The sequence below is a fragment of the Pseudomonas anguilliseptica genome, assembly GCF_021375795.1.
GTDB lineage: Bacteria > Pseudomonadota > Gammaproteobacteria > Pseudomonadales > Pseudomonadaceae > Aquipseudomonas > Aquipseudomonas anguilliseptica_A.
In genome coordinates, this window is the sequence record NZ_JAEIOI010000002.1 from 76,275 (window position 1) to 96,134 (window position 19,860).

17 protein-coding genes are annotated in these 19,860 nt (G+C 62.0%); 8 read left to right on the top strand and 9 right to left on the bottom strand.

Annotated elements, in window-relative coordinates; genetic code table 11:
* Nucleotides 1–46: 46 nt before the first annotated feature.
* The 5 genes from pqqF (at nt 47) to nahK (ending at nt 8,429) form a co-directional block, all read left to right on the top strand.
* On the top strand, nt 47–2,521 hold the full coding sequence (gene pqqF, locus IOD17_RS08170) for a pyrroloquinoline quinone biosynthesis protein PqqF (protein WP_233684617.1): 2,475 nt from the start codon (nt 47–49) through the stop codon (nt 2,519–2,521).
* Nucleotides 2,522–2,859: 338 nt separating this feature from the next.
* The gene (locus IOD17_RS08175) at nt 2,860–4,044 is read left to right on the top strand and encodes a porin (RefSeq protein WP_233684618.1); all 1,185 of its coding nucleotides are present in this window, start codon (nt 2,860–2,862) and stop codon (nt 4,042–4,044) included.
* A gap of 162 nt (nt 4,045–4,206) precedes the next feature.
* Nucleotides 4,207–4,599, top strand: coding sequence for a hypothetical protein (locus IOD17_RS08180; protein WP_233684619.1), 393 nt, complete (start codon nt 4,207–4,209; stop codon nt 4,597–4,599).
* Between the two features lie 94 nt (nt 4,600–4,693).
* Entirely contained in the window at nt 4,694–5,848 is a 1,155-nt protein-coding gene (gene nosP / locus IOD17_RS08185) for a nitric oxide-sensing protein NosP (protein WP_167144905.1), read from the top strand.
* Nucleotides 5,787–8,429: a hybrid sensor histidine kinase/response regulator NahK/ErcS' gene (gene nahK / locus IOD17_RS08190; protein ID WP_233684620.1), complete on the top strand. Its 2,643-nt coding sequence runs from the start codon at nt 5,787–5,789 to the stop codon at nt 8,427–8,429. Before nosP ends, nahK begins: the two co-directional genes overlap by 62 nt.
* A gap of 69 nt (nt 8,430–8,498) precedes the next feature.
* On the opposite strand, the gene IOD17_RS08195 is transcribed toward nahK, so the two are convergent.
* From IOD17_RS08195 to IOD17_RS08225, 7 genes are all read right to left on the bottom strand, one after another.
* Nucleotides 8,499–9,053 carry a cysteine hydrolase family protein gene (locus IOD17_RS08195; RefSeq protein WP_090252780.1) on the bottom strand — a complete coding sequence of 185 codons (555 nt, stop codon included), beginning with the start codon at nt 9,051–9,053 and terminating at the stop codon, nt 8,499–8,501.
* Nucleotides 9,054–9,145: 92 nt separating this feature from the next.
* Complete coding sequence (locus IOD17_RS08200; RefSeq protein WP_090252782.1) at nt 9,146–9,811, bottom strand: response regulator; 666 nt, start codon at nt 9,809–9,811, stop codon at nt 9,146–9,148.
* Nucleotides 9,812–9,866: 55 nt separating this feature from the next.
* Nucleotides 9,867–10,412 carry a PQQ-dependent catabolism-associated CXXCW motif protein gene (locus IOD17_RS08205; protein ID WP_233684621.1) on the bottom strand — a complete coding sequence of 182 codons (546 nt, stop codon included), beginning with the start codon at nt 10,410–10,412 and terminating at the stop codon, nt 9,867–9,869.
* A 120-nt stretch (nt 10,413–10,532) separates the two neighbouring features.
* Nucleotides 10,533–11,324, bottom strand: a complete 792-nt coding sequence (locus tag IOD17_RS08210) for an ABC transporter permease (RefSeq protein ID WP_233684622.1) — start codon at nt 11,322–11,324, stop codon at nt 10,533–10,535.
* On the bottom strand, nt 11,321–12,055 hold the full coding sequence (locus IOD17_RS08215; protein WP_233684623.1) for an ABC transporter ATP-binding protein: 735 nt from the start codon (nt 12,053–12,055) through the stop codon (nt 11,321–11,323). The genes IOD17_RS08210 and IOD17_RS08215 overlap by 4 nt, the downstream gene beginning before the upstream one ends.
* Nucleotides 12,052–13,017, bottom strand: a complete 966-nt coding sequence (locus IOD17_RS08220) for a YVTN family beta-propeller repeat protein (RefSeq protein ID WP_233684624.1) — start codon at nt 13,015–13,017, stop codon at nt 12,052–12,054. The genes IOD17_RS08215 and IOD17_RS08220 overlap by 4 nt, the downstream gene beginning before the upstream one ends.
* Before the next feature lie 55 nt (nt 13,018–13,072).
* On the bottom strand, nt 13,073–14,266 hold the full coding sequence (locus tag IOD17_RS08225) for an ABC transporter substrate-binding protein (RefSeq protein ID WP_418904258.1): 1,194 nt from the start codon (nt 14,264–14,266) through the stop codon (nt 13,073–13,075).
* 157 nt (nt 14,267–14,423) lie between these two features.
* Between IOD17_RS08225 and IOD17_RS08230 the strand changes: the two genes are divergently transcribed.
* The 3 genes from IOD17_RS08230 to IOD17_RS08240 are packed head-to-tail and all read left to right on the top strand — an operon-like array spanning nt 14,424 to nt 16,766.
* On the top strand, nt 14,424–14,861 hold the full coding sequence (locus tag IOD17_RS08230) for a copper-binding protein (RefSeq protein WP_233684625.1): 438 nt from the start codon (nt 14,424–14,426) through the stop codon (nt 14,859–14,861).
* 1 nt (nt 14,862) lies between these two features.
* Nucleotides 14,863–16,119 carry a histidine kinase gene (locus IOD17_RS08235; RefSeq protein WP_233684626.1) on the top strand — a complete coding sequence of 419 codons (1,257 nt, stop codon included), beginning with the start codon at nt 14,863–14,865 and terminating at the stop codon, nt 16,117–16,119.
* Nucleotides 16,116–16,766 (top strand): response regulator transcription factor, encoded by a 651-nt coding sequence (locus IOD17_RS08240; protein ID WP_233684627.1) that lies wholly within the window; start codon nt 16,116–16,118, stop codon nt 16,764–16,766. The genes IOD17_RS08235 and IOD17_RS08240 overlap by 4 nt, the downstream gene beginning before the upstream one ends.
* A gap of 373 nt (nt 16,767–17,139) precedes the next feature.
* Here the strand turns inward: IOD17_RS08240 and IOD17_RS08245 are convergent, their stop codons facing one another.
* Nucleotides 17,140–17,787: a pentapeptide repeat-containing protein gene (locus IOD17_RS08245; RefSeq protein ID WP_233684628.1), complete on the bottom strand. Its 648-nt coding sequence runs from the start codon at nt 17,785–17,787 to the stop codon at nt 17,140–17,142.
* A gap of 116 nt (nt 17,788–17,903) precedes the next feature.
* On the bottom strand, nt 17,904–19,775 hold the full coding sequence (exaA, locus tag IOD17_RS08250) for a quinoprotein ethanol dehydrogenase (protein WP_233684629.1): 1,872 nt from the start codon (nt 19,773–19,775) through the stop codon (nt 17,904–17,906).
* Nucleotides 19,776–19,860: the final 85 nt, after the last annotated feature.

Consider the following 19,860-nt stretch of genomic DNA (forward strand, 5'->3'; position numbering starts at 1 on the left):
CGGTCGATGCTGCTTGCTTGATTGTGCGCCTATGGCGTTGTCCGCTATGTCCGAACTGCCTGATTGCCCCATCCATCTTGGCCTGCAACCGCTATGCCTGACGCTTGAGAACGGCCTGGCGGTGCGTCTGTTCAGTCAGCCCTGGGCAAGCCGGGTGGGGCTGTGTGTGCGGGTGAATGCGGGTAGTCATGATGAGCCGTTGGCCTATCCGGGGCTGGCGCATTTTTTGGAACATCTGCTGTTTCTTGGCAGCGCCGGGTTTGCCGCTGAGCAACGTCTGATGCCCTTTGTGCAGGCATGCGGCGGCCAGGTGAATGCCACCACGCAGGCGCATTACACCGAGTATTTCTGTGAGGTGCCGGCCGATTATCTGGAGGAGGCTCTGGTGCGGCTGTTGGATATGCTGGCCCGGCCGCTGCTTGAAGAGACCTCGCAACTGCGTGAGCGAGATGTGGTGCATGCCGAATTCATTGCCCGTAGCCAGGATGCCGACACCTTGCTTGGCGCTGCGCTGGGGCAGACCCTGGCCGCCGGACATCGTTGCGCTGTGTTTCAGGCGGGTAACCGTGACACGTTGCCGGTCACTGATGCAGCGTTCCAGCAGGCGCTAAAGGCTTTTCATCAGGCGTTCTACCACGCGGGCAATTGTCAGTTGAGCATCGTGGCGCCGTTGCCACTGGCGCATCTCACGGCTCTGTCGCAACGCTATGGGGCGCTGCTGCCCGAGGTGCAGGCAGTCGTGCGCAGTCGGCCAGCGCCACTGTTACCGTTGCGTACTGAACGGCTGCGATTGAACCTGCCGGATGCAGCCGCCAGTCTGCACCTGGGGTTTGCCCTGGAGTTGCCTGAAACCCATGCGGACAGCGCTCTGGACTGGCTACTCGGCTGGCTGCTGGATGAAACGCCCGCAGGCTTGAATGCCGGCTTGCGTGAGCATGGATTGGGAGAGGTGGCGAGTGCCCGGGTGTTGTACTGCCATGCCGGACAAGCCCTGCTGCTGTTGAGTATGCGCGGCGTTGCTGGCCCGGCTGAGGCGGTGGCATTGCTGCTTGATTGGCTGGCCTTCGTCAGCGCGCAGGCCGATCCTGTGGCGTGGCATGAGGCGTATCAGCAGACTCGCCAGCTGCGCTTGTGTGGCATGACACCACTGGTTTTAGCCCGTGACTGGCAAGCTCCCGCGTCTGATGACGGCGGAGCGATTTGCCAGCTGTTGCAGCAGTTGCAAGAGCCGCAGCGCCGTTGTGTGCTGCTGGTGGATGAGCGCGAGCTGCCACTCTGGTCCGGTGCGGGTTTCCCCTTGAAGATGCGTGCAGAGATGGCGCTACCGCTGCCAGTGCTGCGTGGTCGTTGGCAATTGCCGGCACGTAACCCTTTGCTGGCCGTGGCCGAGTTGCCGACGGCGAGACTTGCCGTGCCCGCCGCATATCGCTGGCTAGCGACGCCGGTTGAGTACGCAGTACCGGCGGCTGCTATGGCGGTGTGGCAGGCGCGTTGCTGTTTTGCTGAGCCATTGGGGGCGAATGTATTGCTCAACCTGGCACATACAGCTTTGCGGGCCGTGACCCAGCATCTGCATCACGTCGGTATCAGCCTGAGCCTGGAGGCAGAGTCCGCCAGCCTGAGCGTGCGTGTGCAAGGCAGCGCCAGGTTGATCCCCGCGGCGGTTGGCTTGTTGATGCCGGCGCTGTTGCAGCCTACGCCGGCGCAGTGGTCGGCGCTTGAGGTTGCTGAGGCGCCGAGCATGCCGATTCGCCAGCTGTTGGCTGCGTCTGCCGAGCTGATCCAGGAGCAAGCACAAGTGTTTGCGGGCGAGGTGACTGCCACGCTGCAACAGCGTTATCGCCGGGTACGCATCGAAGCTCTCGGGGTAGGGCTGGATCGTCCGGATCAGCTACGGATCGAACACCTGTTCAGTACCTCTGTTCCCTGGCCGTCTGTGCCCGTCGCCTCGCTGCAATCTGGCTTGCACTGGCGAATGCGAGCTGCGCCCGGGGACAGTGCGCTGCTGTTGTTCTGTCCGCAAGTGAATGCGTCGCCTGCCACCGAGGCCTGCTGGCGGATGTTGGCGCATCTGCACCAGGGCGCGTTCTACCAGTGTCTTCGCAGTGAGTTGCAGCTGGGGTATGCGGTGTTCTGCAGTTACCGGCAGATCCAGGGGCGACGTGGGTTGCTGTTCGGTGTGCAATCGCCGGGGTGCAAGGCCGCAGAAATTCTGCAGCACATTCAGGATTTTCTACAGGCGCGCAGTGCTTGGCTGGCTGGGCTGGATCAGGCTGCATTGGCTGCGTCGATTACTGCACTGCATGGCCAGTGGCAGGTGCAGGCGCGTAGCTGTGACGGGCTGGCCGAGCAGGCCTGGCTGGCGCACCTGGCCGGTCTTTCAGATGATCATGGTGAGGCCGTGCAACAGGCGTTGCAGTCGCTCAGCCTGGTGACCGTGCAGCAGGCTCAGCAGGCGCTGCTTGAGGCTTCCGCGGGCTGGTACGTACTGAGCAACGAGCCCACGCCCGCTCACATCTAAGGGCTGTTTCTCGCCGCGCTCCTCTCTCAGTTTGCGCATTCCGTCGGGATCATCCCGTTTGCGGACTGATCGGTTCGCGTCCATGCATTTCTCACCCGCAGCCATGCCGCCATTGTTCATCTGGGCAGGGCTTAGTCCGTCTACGACCTTGGGTGGGCATCCTTGCGGGCAGGGTCTTTGGGAGTGGCGGTCGTACACCGTTCCGACAGCGCCTCCAGGACGCGCCAAAGCAGCAGGCAATCAAGGCCATGGCAGCGTATGGCCGCTATCAGGGCTTTTCGATAATCGCCTCCGACCCGACTGACCGTTGCCGGTCGTCCCATCCAGCGGAGAGTGTTATGAACAACAACAAGATCGCCAGCACCCGATTTCTGCCCCTGACCCTGGCTGCTGCCGTCGCCATGGCGACAGCACAACATGCAGCTGCCGAGATCGTCCTGTATGACCAGGACGAAACCACCTTTTCCACCGATGGCTATATCAACGCCTTCTATGTGAACAGCGATGTCGACCGTGAAGGCGAGCAGTTTGACCGTCGCCAGTCGCGGGTGAAGATGGGCTTTCTGCCCAACTGGATCGGCTTCAACTTTGGCAAGCAGATCGATGGCCTGAAACTCGGCGGGCGTTCGTCGTTCTGGGTCACCATCAACGACAGCGAAACCAACGGCACCGATACCGCTATCGACGTGCGTCAGTTCTACGGCACCGTTTCCAGCCCGGAGTGGGGCGAGGTGCTGGTGGGTAAGGACTTTGGCCTGTTCTCGCGCTCGAACATCTTCCTGGACGAACTGCTGGCCGGTTACGGCAACGTCAGTGACACCCTGGGCCTGGTGGATGGCAACGGCGTATCGTTCGGCAACATCGGCACCGGCTACCCGTATCCGTTCCCGACGTCGCAGATCACCTACCGCAACAACAACCTGGCAGAAGGCCTGCGCGTGGCCGTGGGCATCATGGACCCAGTGGACACCAACGATGACAGCGCCGTGGGCAAGTCCTACCAGGAAGAGCCGCGCTTCGAGTCCGAGGTCAGCTACCAGTTCGATGTGGGCGACGCGACCATCTACTCCTGGCTCAACGGCGCTTACCAAACCTCCGATAACACCGATAAGGCCGTCGACAGCGTGACCTCGCAAGGCCTGGGTTACGGCGTGCAGGCGAAGATGGCCGGCTTCTCGGTCACTGCGTCGGGCTTCCAGGCTGAAGGGATCAACCCGTTCTTCACCAACAACGCCGGTGAAGCCACGCTGCGCGAGATCGACAGCGAAGGCTACCTGCTGCAGGGCTCCTACACCTTCGGCAAAAACCGCGTGGCGCTGTCCTATGGCAAAACCGAGGATGACGGCAACGGCCTGGGTACGGCCGCCGACTACGAGACTCGCGGCATTGCCTACTTCCGCACCATCAACGACAACCTCAAGCTGGTGGCCGAGTACAACCAGTACGAGATCGATGCCGCCGAGGGCAGCGGTCTGGGTGAGGACACCAACACCTTCGCGGTGGGTGCCGTTCTCAGCTGGTAAGCATGCAGCACAGGCCGGGCAAACCTTGCCCGGCTTTTACCTGGAGGTTGCCATGCCCCTGGATGCCCTGCTGATTCTGCTGCCCTGCAGCAGCGTACTGCTCGCATTGCCACTCGTGCTGATGCGTTGCCTGTAACCCCACCTGACACCAAGGAAGACACCATGCTCGGTTTATGGAGTGCACATGCCCAGCAATACCTGCTGTGGCTGACTCTGGCCACCACCCTGGTCTTTGCATTACCGATTTTCTGCATCCCGCTGGTCTGGGCCCGTCTGATGGGCTGGACGCTGCCCAGCCACACCCACCTGGCGGTGTATTTCGGGCGCTGCCTGGGGGCTTTTATCCTGATTGTCGAAGCGTTGATGTTGCGCGCCGCATTGACTGGCGAGGCGATTCACACGACTTTCGAGGTGCTCGCCGCCGTGGCTGTGATGATGATCATCGTCCATATCTACGGGGCTCTACGGCGTATTCAGCCGCTCAGTGAAACCCTGGAGATCGGCTTCTACAGCGGCCTGCTGGTGCTGACACTGTTGTTCTGGCCCGCTACTTAGGAACTAGTCCTGCGCTACTCAAGTGGCATGTGGGGCGGTGGGGCGGCTTCGTAGAATAACCCCAGTAATAACCGTGTTTCTCATGGGGGCCGCGATGCCGCATACGCTTACCGAAGGTGTGGTGACCGCCACCGCCAACGCCACGGATGTCGAGCTGGTGGCGCAGGAACTGGCCCGTCAGCTGATCCACCCGCACCTTGGCTTCGTACTGTTCTTCTGCTCGGCGGAATACGACCTGCAGAGCCTGGGCGAAGCCCTGGATCAATACTTCGGCGGGATCAACCTGGTGGGCTGCACCAGTGCGGGGGAGATCACTGCCCAGGGCTATGACCGTGGTTGCGTCAGCGCCATCGGCTTTGATCACCGCAGTTTTTCGATTGCCAGCGCGCTGATCGACGAGATGGAGCGCTTTAGCCTGATCGATGCGCAACAGCTGGTTGAGCGCCTGGTGAGTGATTGCCGCAACAATGAACTGGCCACCATCAAGGGGCACAGTTTCGCCCTGACCCTGCTCGACGGCCTGTCCAGCCGCGAGGAAGTGGTGCTCGGCGCGCTGAGCGCAGCCTTTGGCAGCATTCCGCACTTCGGCGGTTCGGCCGGCGACGACAACCACCTGACCCACACCCACGTCTACTACAACGGCGAGTTCCACACAGGGGCCGCTGTGGTGGTGCTGTTCAATACCTGGCTGGATTTCGAGGTGTTCAGCACCCATCACATCCTGCCGCGCGACGAGAAGCTGGTAGTAACCCGTGCCGACAGCACCAGCCGGCGGGTCTATGAACTCAATGCCGCACCGGCGGCGCTGGAGTATGCCGAGCTGATCGGCGTGCCGCTGGAGGCCCTCGACCATCGCCTGTTTGCCGCCCATCCATTGGCCGTGCGCATTGGTGGTCAGTACTACGTGCGCTCCATCCAGCGGGTCAATGATGACCTCAGCCTGACCTTCTATTGCGCGGTGGAGAACGGCATCGTGCTGACCGCCATGCAGCCCGGACCATTGCTGCCGGACCTGCAAGGGGTATTCGACGGCCTGCGTGAGCGGCTTGGGCCGTTGCTGCTGACGATTGGCTGCGACTGCTTTCTGCGCCGTCTGGAAATCGAAGGGCGCGACGGGGTCGAGCCGGTGTCGGCCTTTCTGCGCAGCCAGAACGTGATCGGCTTCAACACCTACGGAGAGCAGTTCAATGGCATGCACATCAACCAGACCTTTACCGGAGTCGCCATTGGCCGTCCCGGTCGCGGCTGATGTGGCCGAGCTGCAAGCCCGTTGCCTGGAGCTGGAGCGGCAGAATGGCAAACTCCGGCAGATCAACAGCGCACTGATCGAGCGGGTCGAATCGGTGCATTCACGCGGTGACGATGCCTACGCCGCGTTCCAGCATTCGGTGGTGCTGGCCGAGCAGGTGCGTGAGCGCACCGATGCCCTCAACCAGGCCATGGCCGAGCTGAAATCCAGCAACCAGTTGCTCAGCGACGCGCGCCTGCGGGCAGAGACGGCTCACCAGCACCTGATCGATGCCATCGAAAGTATTTCCGATGCCTTCGTGCTGTTTGATCGCGAGCAGCGCATCGTGCTGTTCAACAGCCGCTTCAAGTCGTTCTGGGCCGGCAGCCGGGCGCGGATCACCCCCGGCACGCGCCTGACCGAGATCAAGCGCCTGAGCAAGAGCACTGGCCTGGTGGTCGAGGAGCAGCGCGGCAATCGCGACGACAACATGCTCTACCGCCTGCAGGACGGCCGCTGGGTGCAGGTCAGCGAACGGCCGACTCGCGAGGGCGGGCTGGTGATCCTCTACACCGACATCACCGAGGTCAAACTCAACGAAACCATGCGCCGCGAGCAAGCCCTGGCGCAGAAGTCGCGGTTATTGCAACGGGCCATGGACAACCTGTCCCAAGGCATGGCCATGGTCAATGCCGAGGGCCAGCTGGAGTTGTGGAACCACCGTTTTCTCGACCTCTGCGGCCTGGCGCCAATCAGTGCCCATCGGCCGTTTGCCGAGGTAATGGCCGAGAGCGAGCTGGAACTGCTGACGCCGGCCAGTCGCGATGCCAACGGTCGGCTGATTGCGGAGCTGGAGTTGTGCCTGTTCGATGGGCGCATGCTGGAGGTGCGCACCCATCCGCTGCCCACCGGCGGCTTCGTCAACACCTTCACCGACATCACCGAGCGCCACCGCCATGCCAAGGCACTGAGCGAAAGCGAGCGCTGGATTCGCCTGATCACCGACCATGTGCCAGCGCTGATTGCTTACCTCACGGCGGATCTGGTCTACCAGTTCACCAACAAGGTTTACGAGGAATGGTACTGCTGGCCCCGTGATGCGATGCTCGGGCAAAGCCTGCGGGTGGTGCACAGCGAAGAGCATTGCCGGCGGCTGGAGCCGTTTATCGAACGGGCGCTGTCTGGCGAAAGCGTGACCTTTGAATTTGCCGAAACCAATCACCATGGTCAGGAGCGCTACATGCTGCGTTCCTATGTGCTCAACCGTCAGGCCAGCGGTGAGGTGGTCGGCATCTTCGTGCTGATCCGCGACATCACCGAACGCCGGCGTACTGCCGAAGCCCTGCATCAGGCCTACCAGCACCTGGAACAGCGGGTGCGTGAACGCACTGCCGAACTGACCGATCTGAACACCCAGCTGCGCCGCGAGATCGATGAGCGCACGCAAATGGAAGCCCGCCTGCGTGAGGCCAAAGGCGAGGCGGAGCAGGCCAACCTGTCGAAGACCAAGTTTCTTGCTGCCGTCAGCCACGACCTGTTGCAGCCGCTCAATGCGGCGCGGCTGTTTACCAGTGCACTGCTGGAAAAACGCGACCTCGCCGACAGCGCCGCCCTGGTGCGCAATGTCAGCAACTCGCTGGAAGATGTGGAAAGCCTGCTTGGCACCCTGGTGGATATTTCCAAACTCGATGCCGGGGTGATCAAGCCGGATATCGCTCCGTTCGCGGTTGGCGAACTGTTGGAAAACCTGGCCGCCGAATACCACCAGATCGCCGGCAGCGAAGGCCTGCGCCTGGACTTCATCCCCAGCTCGGCGCTGGTGCGCAGCGATATTCAGTTGCTCGCGCGGATTCTGCGCAACCTGCTCAGCAATGCCATCCGTTACACCTCCAGCGGGCGCATCTTGCTGGGTTGCCGGCGGCGCCGGCAAAGCCTGTCGATCGAGGTGTGGGACACCGGTATCGGCATCGCCGATGACAAACTCGGCGAGATCTTCCAGGAGTTCAAACGCGGTGATGTCAGCCACCGCAAGCAGGACCGTGGCCTGGGGCTGGGCCTGGCGATTGTCGAGAAGATCGCCCGCATGCTCGGCCACCGCATTCGCGTGACCTCGCGCCAGGGTAAGGGTTCGATGTTCGCCATCGAAGTGCCGTTGACCAGCCTCGCGCCGCGTGCCCGTGCCGTGCAGGAAGCGCCCAACCCGCTGGTGGAGCGGCTTAGCGGTTCGCGCATCTGGGTGCTGGATAACGATGCCGCCATCTGTGCCGGTATGCGCACGCTGCTGGAAGCCTGGGGCTGTCAGGTGGTGACGGCCTTGTCCGAAGAGGACCTGGCACGCCAGGTCGACAACTTCCATGCCGATGCCGACCTGCTGATCGCCGACTACCACCTCGATGACGACCACAACGGTGTTGATGCCGTGGCGCAGATCAACGCCCGTCGCAGCTCACCCTTGCCCGCGTTGATGATCACCGCCAACTACAGCAACGAACTCAAACAACAGATGCGTGAGCTGGGCCATACCCTGATGCACAAGCCGGTGCGACCGATGAAACTGAAGACGGCGATGAGTCATTTGCTGGATCGCGGCGCGGCTGGCTAGGGTTGGTTGCCGTTTCGTTCCTGGATGCACCGGCCGGTAAAGCGGGCCGGTGCATATCGCATCTGATGGTTACGCCAGATCACCGAGCAGGGCGTCGGTGGTGTCCACCTTGGCATAAGCGAACGCCAGTGCGGCCATATAGGCGGCGTGTACCTGGCTGGCCGGCACGCTCACCCCGTTGAACTCCAGGGCCAGGGTGGCGCAGGCGTCATGCGCGACCGCACAGCTGTAACCGAAGTCATGTGCGGCGCGGGTTACGGCGTCGATGCACATGTGGCTCATGGCCCCGCAGATAAGCACCTGACTGGCTCCGGCCTGGTCGAGCACCTGTTTGAGCTCGGTATCACGAAAGCTGTTGATCTGCTGCTTGATCAGCACGGCCTCGCCCGGTTGCTCCTGCACCAGTGGGTAGACCTCGGCACCCTTGGAGCCTGGGGCGAAGAAGGGCGCATCGCTGCTGGCGAATACATGGCGCACGTGCACCACCGGCAAGCCCTTGGCGCGAAACGCGGTGAGCAGGCGTGCGGCATTGGCGGCGGCCGCTTCGCTGCCTTCGAGCTGCCATTTGCCACCTTGGAAATAGTCATTCTGCAGGTCGACGATGATCAGTGCTGTTTTAGACATGCGCTAAGCCTTGTAGTGAGAGCGTGAGGTGAGTAGTCGCTGGCGACTCGACGCCCTCCGTGGGCGTTGCCGCATATGGCTGTGGGTGCGGTTCAGCGGCGCAGATAAGCGGCGAAGTCGATATCCCCGGCCGAGAGAATGGCCTGTACCCGGTTGTGCACATTGAGCTTGCGCAGGATGGCCGAGACGTGGGCCTTCACCGTGGTTTCGGCGATGTCCAGGCTGTAGGCGATCTGTTTGTTGGACTCGCCCTTGGTCATGCGTTCGAGTACCAGCAGCTGTTTGCGGGTCAGTGCCTGCAGCAGTTCCGGCGGGAAGCTGTGGTGGTCGGCGTGGCTGCGCTGCGAGCCGCTCTTCTGCGTGCGGATGATGTCCGGCGGCAGGTAGACGTTGCCGTTGAGAATCTGCTGGATGGCATCGGTCATCTGCGCCCGTGGCGAGGACTTGGTGATAAAACCGACCGCGCCGTAGGTAATCGCCTGCAGGACGATCTGTTTGTCCTGCTCGGCCGAGACGATCACCACTGGAATGGTCGGCGCCTCGTTGCGCAGGTTAATCAGCCCGCCCAGGCCGTGCATGCCAGGCATGTTCAGGTCGAGCAGGATCAGGTCGAGGTCGTCATGTTCCTGGGTCATTACCAGGGCGCTGTCGAGATCGGCAGTTTCCATGATGTTGCTGCCGGGGAAGCCGTCACTGATGACGTTGTGGATGGCTTCGCGAAACAGCGGGTGGTCATCGGCAATCAGAATTTTGTACATGGCCTTATCACCTCGTTGTTTTGATTATGGTGGGGTTGCAGCCGTAACGCATGGTTTAACGCAGCAAGGGCAGTGGTTGTGCGGGTATCAGGGGCAGGCCGGCCTGTTGCCAGGCGTCGATGCCGTCACGGTACCAGTACAGGTTGGTGTAACCCAGATGATGGGCGCGTTTTACCGCATTCCAGCCCAGCCAGCAGTCGGAGCGGCAGTAGAACACCAGCGGCCAGGCGCGATTGCCCTGGCTGGCCTGGGCCAGGCTGCGCTGGAAGTAATTCTGCCACTGCGGACTCAGCTCACCGTCGCCGGTATTGGCCAGCCACAGGCTGTTAGGCAGGTTGGCGTGCACTTCATCCTCGATGAACTGGCCGTGCAGCCATTGCTGGCGATAAACGTCGATCAGCCGAGTGCCAGGCTGTTCACGCAGCAACTGCTGCAGGGCAACGGTGTCCAGGGTGCGTGCGTGTTCGTGGGTTAGCGGTGTGGGGCTGCGGTAATGGCTGAGGCGATAGCCATCGGCAGAAAACAACGGGGTATCGGCCAGTATGGCGCTGGTCGGTAGCAGGCTGGCAAGCAATATCAGGGCCTTTGGCCAGTGTTTCATCGCCTTTGTTCTCGATTCTTTTTATGGATCTATTACAGGGCAATGCCGATGCTTTGGGAATTCTACGTTGGAGATGAAAACCAGTACCAAAGTAGTAGATATGCGTGGTGCCTGATATGCCTAGCTGCCTTTGCGCAGGGCTGCATGTTGCGGGTTGAAGGTCAGCACCGCGAGCGCTGCGAACAGCAGGGTTAGGCCCAGGCATACGGCTAGCGCCAAGGGGCTGAAGCGCAGGTAGAGGGCAAAGCGCACCAGCTCCACGGCATGGGTGAAGGGGTTGAGGGCGCACAGCCAGTACAGCCACTCGCTGGCCTCGCGCATCTTCCACAGTGGGTAGAGCGCTGATGAGAGGAAAAACAGCGGGAAGATGACGAAGTTCATCACCCCGGCGAAGTTCTCCAACTGGCGAATGCCATTGGACAGCAGCAAGCCGAGGGCGCTGAGCAACAGGGCCACCAGCAGCAGGGCGGGCAGGGCGCTGAGCAGGCCCCAGACCGGCGGTTGCACGCCGTAGAACCAGGCAATGGCGAGAAAGGCGTACACCTGCAGCAGCGAGATCAGGGCGATGGCCAGCAGTTTGCCGGCGAGCAGAAAGGCCCGTGGCAGCGGGCTGGTCAGCAGCACACGCATGCTGCCCATCTCGCGGTCGTAGACCATCGATAGCGAGCCCTGCATGCCGTTGAACAGCAGAATCATGCAGGCCAGCCCCGGCACGATATAGGTTTCGTAGGTGATGTAGGTGTCGTAGGGCGCGATGATGGCGATGCCCAGCGCCGCGCGAAAGCCAGCGGCGAACACCAACAGCCACAGCAATGGCCGCACCAGGGCGCTGAAGAAGCGGCTGCGCTGCAGCACGAAGCGCAGCCATTCGCGTTGCACGATGCCTTGCAGGCAATACCAGTAGGCATTCATCGACCAACCTCCATCGGTTGTGGTGCTGGCGCAGTGAGTCGGTTGAAGCTGGCGGCCAGATCATCACCCAGTTCGCCGGCTGGGCCCTGGGCGACCAGGCGGCTGCGGTTGAGAACCAGCAGGTCGTCGCCTGGCGCTATTTCATCGAGCAGGTGGGTGGTCCACAGCACCGCCAGTTGCTGTTCGCTGCACAGCGTGCGCACATGCTGATTCAGTGCCAGACGGCTGGCCGGATCGAGGCCGACGCTGGCTTCATCGAGCAGCAGTAAGCGAGGGCGGTGCAGCAGGGCGCGGGCAATCTCGACGCGGCGGCGGTGGCCGCCATTCAGCGCGCGGATCTTCTCGTGGCGGCGTTCGCCGAGTTGCTGGCGAGTCAGTTCTTCGTCGATGCGCGCCGCTGCTTCGCGTTTGCCCAGGCCATGCAGTGCGGCGTGGTAGGCGAGGTTCTGCTGCACCGAAAGATCCAGGTCCAGGGTGCTCTGCTGGAACACCACACCCAATTGGCGCAGCGCCTGGCGTGGTTCACGGCGCAGGCTGTGGCCGAAGATGTAAATGTCGCCGTGCTGTAGGTCGTAGAGCCGGGTGAGCAGGGCGATCAGTGTTGATTTACCCGCACCGTTAGGCCCGAGCAATGCGCTGAAGCTGCCCTGCGCGACATTGAAGCTGACCTCCTGCAAGGCCTGGCGTGGGCCGTAGGCGAAACTCACGCCCTGTACCTGCAGCGCACTCATGGTGTGACGACCACGCCCCAGGGGTAGCGGCCGACCTTGATCGACTTGGTCACCTTGAGGCTGTCGACGTCGATCACCGACACATCACCGCTGACCCCATTGGTGGTCAGCAGGCGCTTCTGATCCGGAGTGAACGCCATGTGCCAGACGCGCCGACCGACCAGCAGGTAATCGAGCACTTCATAGGTTTTGGCATCGACCACGGCCACATGGTTGGCTGGGCCGAGGGCGACAAAGGCGTACTTACCGTCGTCACTCAGCTTGACCCCTACCGGCTGCACCTTGTCCGGGTGTACGCCCTTGATCTGGAAGGTCAGTACTTTTTTGATCTGTCGACTGGCGACGTCGATCACGCTGACCGTGCCGCCGATCTCGGCCGAGGCCCACAGGCGTTTGCCGTCCAGGTCGAACTCGACATGGCGGGGGCGCTGATCGACCAGGGTGTTGTCCACCAGTTGCTGGGTCGTGGTGTCGATCCAGTGCAGCATGTTGGTGGTTTCGCTGGTGTTCACCGCCCACTTGCCATCGGGGCTGACGGCCATGCCTTCCGGCTCGACGCCGACGTCGATCTGCGCCAGCACCTCGTCACTCTGGGTGTCGACCACGGTCACCAGCGCATCGTCCTCGTTGGAGATATACAGCCAGCGGTCGTTGGGGTGCAGGGCGAACTGCTCGGGGTCGGCGCCCGAAGGCAGTTCCTTGATGATGGTGCGGGTGACCAGGTCCATCACCTGCACGCGGTCTGAGTCGCTGGCGCAGATGTACAGCAGCTTGTTGTCACTGGACAACAGCAGGCCGCGCGGGCGCATGCCCACCTCAAGAGTGGCGGTGACCTCAAGGCTGTCCAGGTCGATCACGCTGATGCTGTCGTCTTTCTCGTTGGACACATAGGCGGTAGCCGCCAGAACGCTGTGGCTGGCCAGGCCAAGGGCAATGGCGCAGGCAAGGTGAGTCAGGCGCATGGGGTTGATCCTCTTGTTGTTGTCTTGGGCGGCAGATGGTGCGAGCGGTGCACCATCAGTTGGCGGTACCTGCCAGATCACAGCTCACTTCCGGCCGGTCATAGCCGAGGCTGTCCATTTCGTTGTCGGGGTGGAGAAAACCGTCCTGCGGTGAGGTGCTGACCAGCGCGCGTGGCTGTACCAGCGGTATGGGTTGGCGCAGTTCACCGTTCCATGGGCGAAAGCTCAGCTTGCGGCCCTTGAAGCCATCCAGCGGCAACTCGGCGGACAGTGCCAGCGTGCGGATAGCCTGCGGTTCGCTGGCGCGTAATTTGGTCACGGCGGTGGCGATGCTGCGTACGGCCATCCAGGCCGCGAAATCGCGGTCGTTCATCCAGCGCCCGGCCAGCGCCTCGAAGCGTTTCTGCAACTGCGCGGCACCGAAGGTTTCCACGGCCTTGTGCCAGGCGGTCGGGGTCAGGCCTTGGGTGCCGGCCACCGGGCGCGGGTACCAGGTGTTGTAGGGCAGGTACTCGCCAAAGTCGCCACGCTCGTCGGCCACCAGCACCACGTCGTATTCGGCGGTCTGAGTGAACAGCGGCATTTCCGCCTGGGCGCTGCGGCGCTGGTCGTTGTCGAAGCTCCATGGCTTCTCGGCGACGATCTTGTGGCCGAAGCGTTTGGCGGCGCGTTTAAGTGCAGCGGCGTAGGCGATATCGTCCTCAGTGCTGCCGGTCACCAGCAGCCAGCGTGTCCATTTGCGCACGGCGAGAAACTGCGCCAGGGCATCGGCGAGCATGGCGCGGCTGGGCAGGGTGTGCAGCACATTGTTCAGGCACTGACTGTGGCGCAGGCTGTCGTCAGCGCTGCCGGCATTGAGCAGCAAGCTGTCGGGCAACTCTTGGCCGAGTTGGCGCAGGGTCGCTGCCGGAGCGTTGACCACGAACAGGCGCACGCCCTGTGCATGCAGCTCACGTGCAGCCATCAGCAAGCTGTCGTTATCACTGCGTTCGGCTACATCGAGTTGGTAACTGTGCTTGAGAAAACGCCCGGTGCTGTTGCTGTCGACAATCGCCAGCTCGGCCCCGCGCAAGCCGCTATCTGCCGGCTCGGGGATGACGTTGGACAGTAACGGGCCGGTTGCCGGGGTGTAACCCAGGTAGGCAATGCGCACCTGCAACGTGTCGGTTGTCGGGCTGGCCAGGCAGGGCGTGGCCAGGCTGCACAACACGGCGGCGCAGAGCATAAGCGATTGGCTGATCCGGGGCATGAGGCGACTCCTGGCTAGGTGTCGCCAGCATAGGAACAGCCCGCTATTCGGGAAATATGCCCAAAGTACCAGTACGCCAGTACCAAGGTAGTAAGTTGGCGGGTGCGCCAGCGTTTTAGGATGATTCCATCCTATAAAACAACAACAGGTACCCTCCATGAGCACGCTCAAAACACTCGCCCTGGCGCTGATTTTGCTGAGCAGCCTGATCGGTTTTGACAACATTTATGCGGCAGGCGACCTGACCCGTCGCACCGAGAAATTGCCGGATCTGCTGCTGGGCAGCGAGGCCAGCGACTACAGCCTGTCGCAGAACGAATACCAGCTGGAAACTGGCAAGGCCTATCAGCTGAAGATCATCGCCAGCGGGCTGAAGGAGTACGCTTTCCAGGCTCCCGAGTTCGCCACCTCGATCTACCTGCGCAAGGTCGAAGCTGGTGGTGTAGAGATCAAGGCCATCACCCTTACCGAACTGGAGTTCGAGGAAGCCGGTGAGGCGGAGATCTTCTTCGTGCCGATCAAGCCCGGTACGTTCCGTTTCTATGCCAAGGGCCTGGAAGGCAAGGGCATGCTCGGTCACTTCGTGGTCAAGTAACGTGTCCGTTCTGTGGCGCATCTACCTGCTGGTGACGCTGTTCTTCGCACTGGTCACGGTGCTGGGTCTGGCGCTGCTGCTGCGTCAGGCCCGCGAGGATGTACAGCGTGAGGTGCAGGCTGCCGAGGCGGTGGTCGAGTACCTGTACGAAGCGGCCCAGCGTGATCCGGCCAGCCTGCACAGTGGACTGACCGGTAACCTGCGGCATGTGCGGGTGCAATGGTTGCCGGCACCAGCCGCCGCGCCGCAGTTGTCGCTTGAACAATGGTTGGGGCAGCGTTTGTTCCCGCAGCAGCACCGTCCGCGCGTGGTGCAACTGGCCGATGGCAGGCAATTGCAGATCGCCGTCGATCCGGCGGATGAAATCGATGAAGTCTGGGATTCGCTGCTGCAACTGTCGCTGCTTTGCCTGCTGGCGCTGTTGATCAGCCTGGTGGCGATTCGTTGGGCCGTGCACCGTGGCCTGCGCGTGCTGGATGAGTTGCTGGGCGGTCTGCAACAGGTGACACAGGGCCAGCTTGATGCGCGTTTGCCAGCACACAGTCTGCCGGAAGCGCGGCAACTGGCCGGGCACTTCAATGCCATGGCCACCACCCTGCAACAGGTGCAGGCCGACAACACCGAGCTGACCCAGGCCCTGATGGCGTTACAAGAACGCGAACGCACACGTCTGGGGCAAACCCTACACGACGATCTTGGCCAATACCTCAGTGGCATTCGCGCCCAGGCCTGCCTGTTGCAAGCCGTGGCGGATCAGCCCGAACAAGTACGCACCACCGCCCAGCACCTCGATATGCACAGCCAGCGCTTGCAGGAAGGCTTTCGCGCATTGATCCGCGATCTCTACCCGGTGGTGCTGGAGCGTCTTGAGCTGGATGAGGCGCTGCAATTGCTCTGCGACAACTGGCAGGCCGCGCAGCGGGTGCAGTGTCAGGTGACACTCAGCCGCCGTCTGCCAAGCCTGCCACTGCCAACCAAGGCGCATCTGTACCGCCTGGTGCAGGAGGCCCTGACCAATGTGGCCAGGCACGCACAGGCCAGCGAAGTACGCGTGCGCCTGCATTATCAGGGGCAGCGTTTGCGTTTGTTTATTCGTGACAATGGCTGTGGCGCGCAACTGCCGCAGCGCCCCGGTATTGGCCTGCGCTCGATTCACGAGCGTGCCCGTAGCCTGGGTGCAGTACTGCGCGTACACAGCCGTCCTCAAGCGGGATGGGCGCTGTGCCTGACCCTGATAGTGCCGGAGCCTGAACTATGAAGATTCTGCTGGTCGATGATCATGCGGTGGTCCGTCAGGGCTATGCCAGCCTGCTGCGGGCCTTGTTGCCAGAGGTGCAGGTGCGCGAGGCCTGCGATGGCGAACAGGCCCTGCAGATGGTTCAGGAGGAAATCCCCAACCTGGTCGTCATGGATATTGGCCTGCCGGGGATCAGCGGTCTGGAAACCACTCGGCGGCTGCGGCAGCGCCTGCCGCAACTGCGGGTGCTGTTCTTCAGCATGCACGATGAACTGCCTTTGGTGCGCCAGGCCCTGGAAGCCGGTGCGCTGGGCTACCTGACCAAGACCTCCTCACCTGAGGTGCTGGTTGAAGCGGTTAAACGCACCCTGGCCGGGCATGCCTATATCGAGCAGAGCCTGGCCACGCACCTGGCCTGTAATCCTCAGGGGGAGGGCAGCAGTGACCCGCGCCTGCGCGGCATGACTCAGCGCGAGTTCGAGATATTCGTGATGCTGGCCAAAGGCATGCCCAGCCGGCAGATTGCCGAGCGGCTGTGCATCAGCGGCAAGACCGTGTCCAACTACCTGACCTTGCTCAAGAGCAAACTGCAGGTCAGCTCCCAGGCAGAGCTGGTGCATCTGGCCATCGATACCGGGGTCATCCGCCTGGGCCTGGAAAGCGCCTGAGAACTTGTTCACGATCTGCTGCGCGTCGGCGCTACTGCGTTAAAAACAAGCTCGGCCTGCTCATTTACAACTCGTAAACTCCGCGTGATTCGCTGCGCTCACCCTGCGGGCAAGCCGTTGGCTGTTACTCCGCTGCGCTGCGTTTCTCGCTTGTTCTGACTAGCCGGAGGCTGTTACTAACGTAGCGTCTTGTATCGCTCTAGCTCGCGAGATCGTGAACAGGTTCTGAGCAATTTTTCTAGATGAAAGAATAGGTAGCCCGGCTGCATTCCGCGGAGTGCAGCCGGGCTACGGTTTTGTGCTGTGTAGAAGTTCGTGGGTATGGCCCGCTCCTACAATGGAGGGGGGCTGTAGGAGTAGCGTGAGCGTGGGGTTATTCCCAGCCATCGGGGCAGGCGGTGCAGCCTTCCATATTGGCGCCCTGGAAGTTGCCATAGTGGGTGCGCGTGCCGCTCAGGTCGGCGTTGGCGAGGTTGGAGCCGGAGAGTTTGACCTCTTGCAGGTTGGCATCCTGGAGATCGGCGCCCTTGAGGTCGGCCTTGCTTAGCCAGGTCATTTCCAGATTGGCCGCTTGCAGGTTGGCATTGTGCAGCTTGGCGGCAGACAGGCGAGCGAATTCCAGGTTGGCGGCGCGCATATCGGCTTGATTGAACTTTGCCGCCTGGGCATACATGGCCCAGCCGTTGATGGCCACCAGGGTGCTGTTGCTGAAGTCGGCCAGGCGCAACTGGCTTTGTTGCAGGCTGGCACGGGTCAGATTGGCACCTTGCAGGTTGGCTTTTTCCAGATTGGCCAGGTCCAGGCGGCTATGGCGTAAATCGGCACCACGCAGGTCGGCACCTTCCAGATTCATACGGCGCATGTCCTGGTTGCTCAGGTTGGCACCTTGCAGGTTGGCGTTGGGGCATTGGCTGTCGGCTTCGATGCGGCAGCCGTTGACGGTGAGCACCTCATTGGCGTTGACCAGTTCGGTACCCAGAATCAGCAGTACGACGGGCAGAAGCAGAGGCAGGTAATTCATGGCGAGTCCTCGGGTGGGGTGCGTGGTGTGCACCACGGGGGCAACGCAGGTGGCTGCTTGGAAGCGCGAAAGTGGATGCGCATGGCGCACCCTAGGGTGCGCCATGCGAGTTGCAATCAGCGTTGTGCGGTCTTGTTATCCCAGCTTGGCAGCTTGAATACCCAGAACGAGCCGCCTTGAGCGACCGGTTTGGTCAGCTCGGCCATGTCGCCACCCCACAGCGGTACTGCGCCGCCGTAACCGGTGGTTACGCCGATGTACTGCTCGCCATCCTGTTCCCAGGTGATGGGCGGGGAGATGATTCCGGTGCCGGTCTGGAACTTCCACAGCTCCTTGCCGTTCTTCGCGTCGAAGGCCTTGAAGTAGCCGTCGCCGGTGCCGGTGAACACCAGGTTGCCCTTAGTGGCCAGTACGCCGGCCCACAGTGGCAGTTTTTCCTTGTGCTCCCAGACGACCTTGCCGGTGGTCGGGTTCATCGCACGCAGGATACCGACGTGGTCTTCGTACAGACGCTTGATGCGGAAACCCATGCCCAGGTAAGCGGAGCCAGCCTTGTAGTTGGCTTCCTCGGCCCAGTAGTCCTCTTTCCAGTGGTTGGCCGGGACGTAGAACAGGCCGGTGTCCTGGCTGTAGGCCATCGGGTTCCAGTTTTTGCCACCGAGGAATGGCGGCGACACTTCTACCGATTTGCCTTTGGCTTCACCTGGCTCCGGTTTTGGTGGGCGCTGGCCTTCGTTCTCAACCGGGCGACCGGTTTTCAGGTCGATGTGGCTGGCCCAGGTGATCTTGTCGACGAAGGGGAAGGCGTTCTGCAGCTTGCCGTTGGCGCGGTCGACCACATAGAAGAAACCGTTGCGGTCGGCGTGGGCGGTAGCTTTGACGGTTTTACCGGCCTTGTCCTTGTAGTCGAACAGCACCAGTTCGTTGTTGCCGGAGAAATCCCAGGCATCGTTCGGGGTGTGCTGGTAGAACCACTTCACTTCACCGGTGGTCGGGTCTACGCCAACCTGGCCGGAGGTGTAGAGGCTGTCGTAATCCTTGGGATCACCACCGTCAGCGGTACGCGCCCAGCCGTTCCATGGAGCCGGGTTACCAGCGCCGATGATGATGGTGTTGGTTTCCGCGTCGAAGCTGGCGCTCTGCCACGGTGCACCACCGCCTTGGCTCCAAGCGGCCTTTTTGCCGGTTGGGTGGTTGGGGTCATCCGGCCAGGACGGGGCTTTGATGTCGCCGGTCGGGGTGCTGTCCTTGCCATTCAGACGGCCCATGTGGCCTTCGACGAACGGACGCATCCAGACTTCTTCGCCGGTATCCGGGTCGCGGGCAAACAGCTTGCCGACCACGCCGAATTCGTCACCGGAGCTGCCGTGGATCAGCAGGGTCTTGCCGCTCTTCTGGTCTTTCACCAGGGTCGGCGCGCCGGTCATGGTGTAGCCGACGGCGTGGTCACCGAACTTCTTGTTCCACACCACCTTGCCGGTGTCTTTGTTCAGCGCCACGACGCGGGCGTCGAGGGTGCCGAAGTAGATCTTGTCGCCGTAGATGGCCGCACCGCGGTTGACCACGTCGCAGCACGGACGAATGTTGTCTGGCAGGCGGTGGTTGTAGGTCCACAGGCGTTTGCCGGTTTTCGCATCGAGGGCGAATACCCGCGAGTAGGAACCGGTGACGTAGATCACACCGTCATGGACGATGGCCTGGGACTCCTGGCCGCGCTGTTTCTCGTCGCCAAAGGAGAACGACCAGGCAGGCGTGAGTTTGAACACGTTCTGGTCGTTGACCTGGGCCAGCGGGCTCCAGCGCTGGGCGTTGGTGCCCATGCCGTACTGCAGCACGTTGTTGGTGGTGGTGTGGTCGTTGGCGATGTCGTCCCAGGTGACATTCTTGGCCAGGGCGCTGCCACTCAAGGCCAGGCCACCGGCCAGCAGCAGGCTGTGGACGGCTAGTGCCACGGGGCGTGGCATGCTGGGTAACGATCTTGTTGTCATGGTTGTGGTTTCCCATCGTGGTGGTGAAGGTTGCAGGTCCTGTGCTGTTGGCGACCTGGCGAGCCGATAGTGGAACCACGGGGGT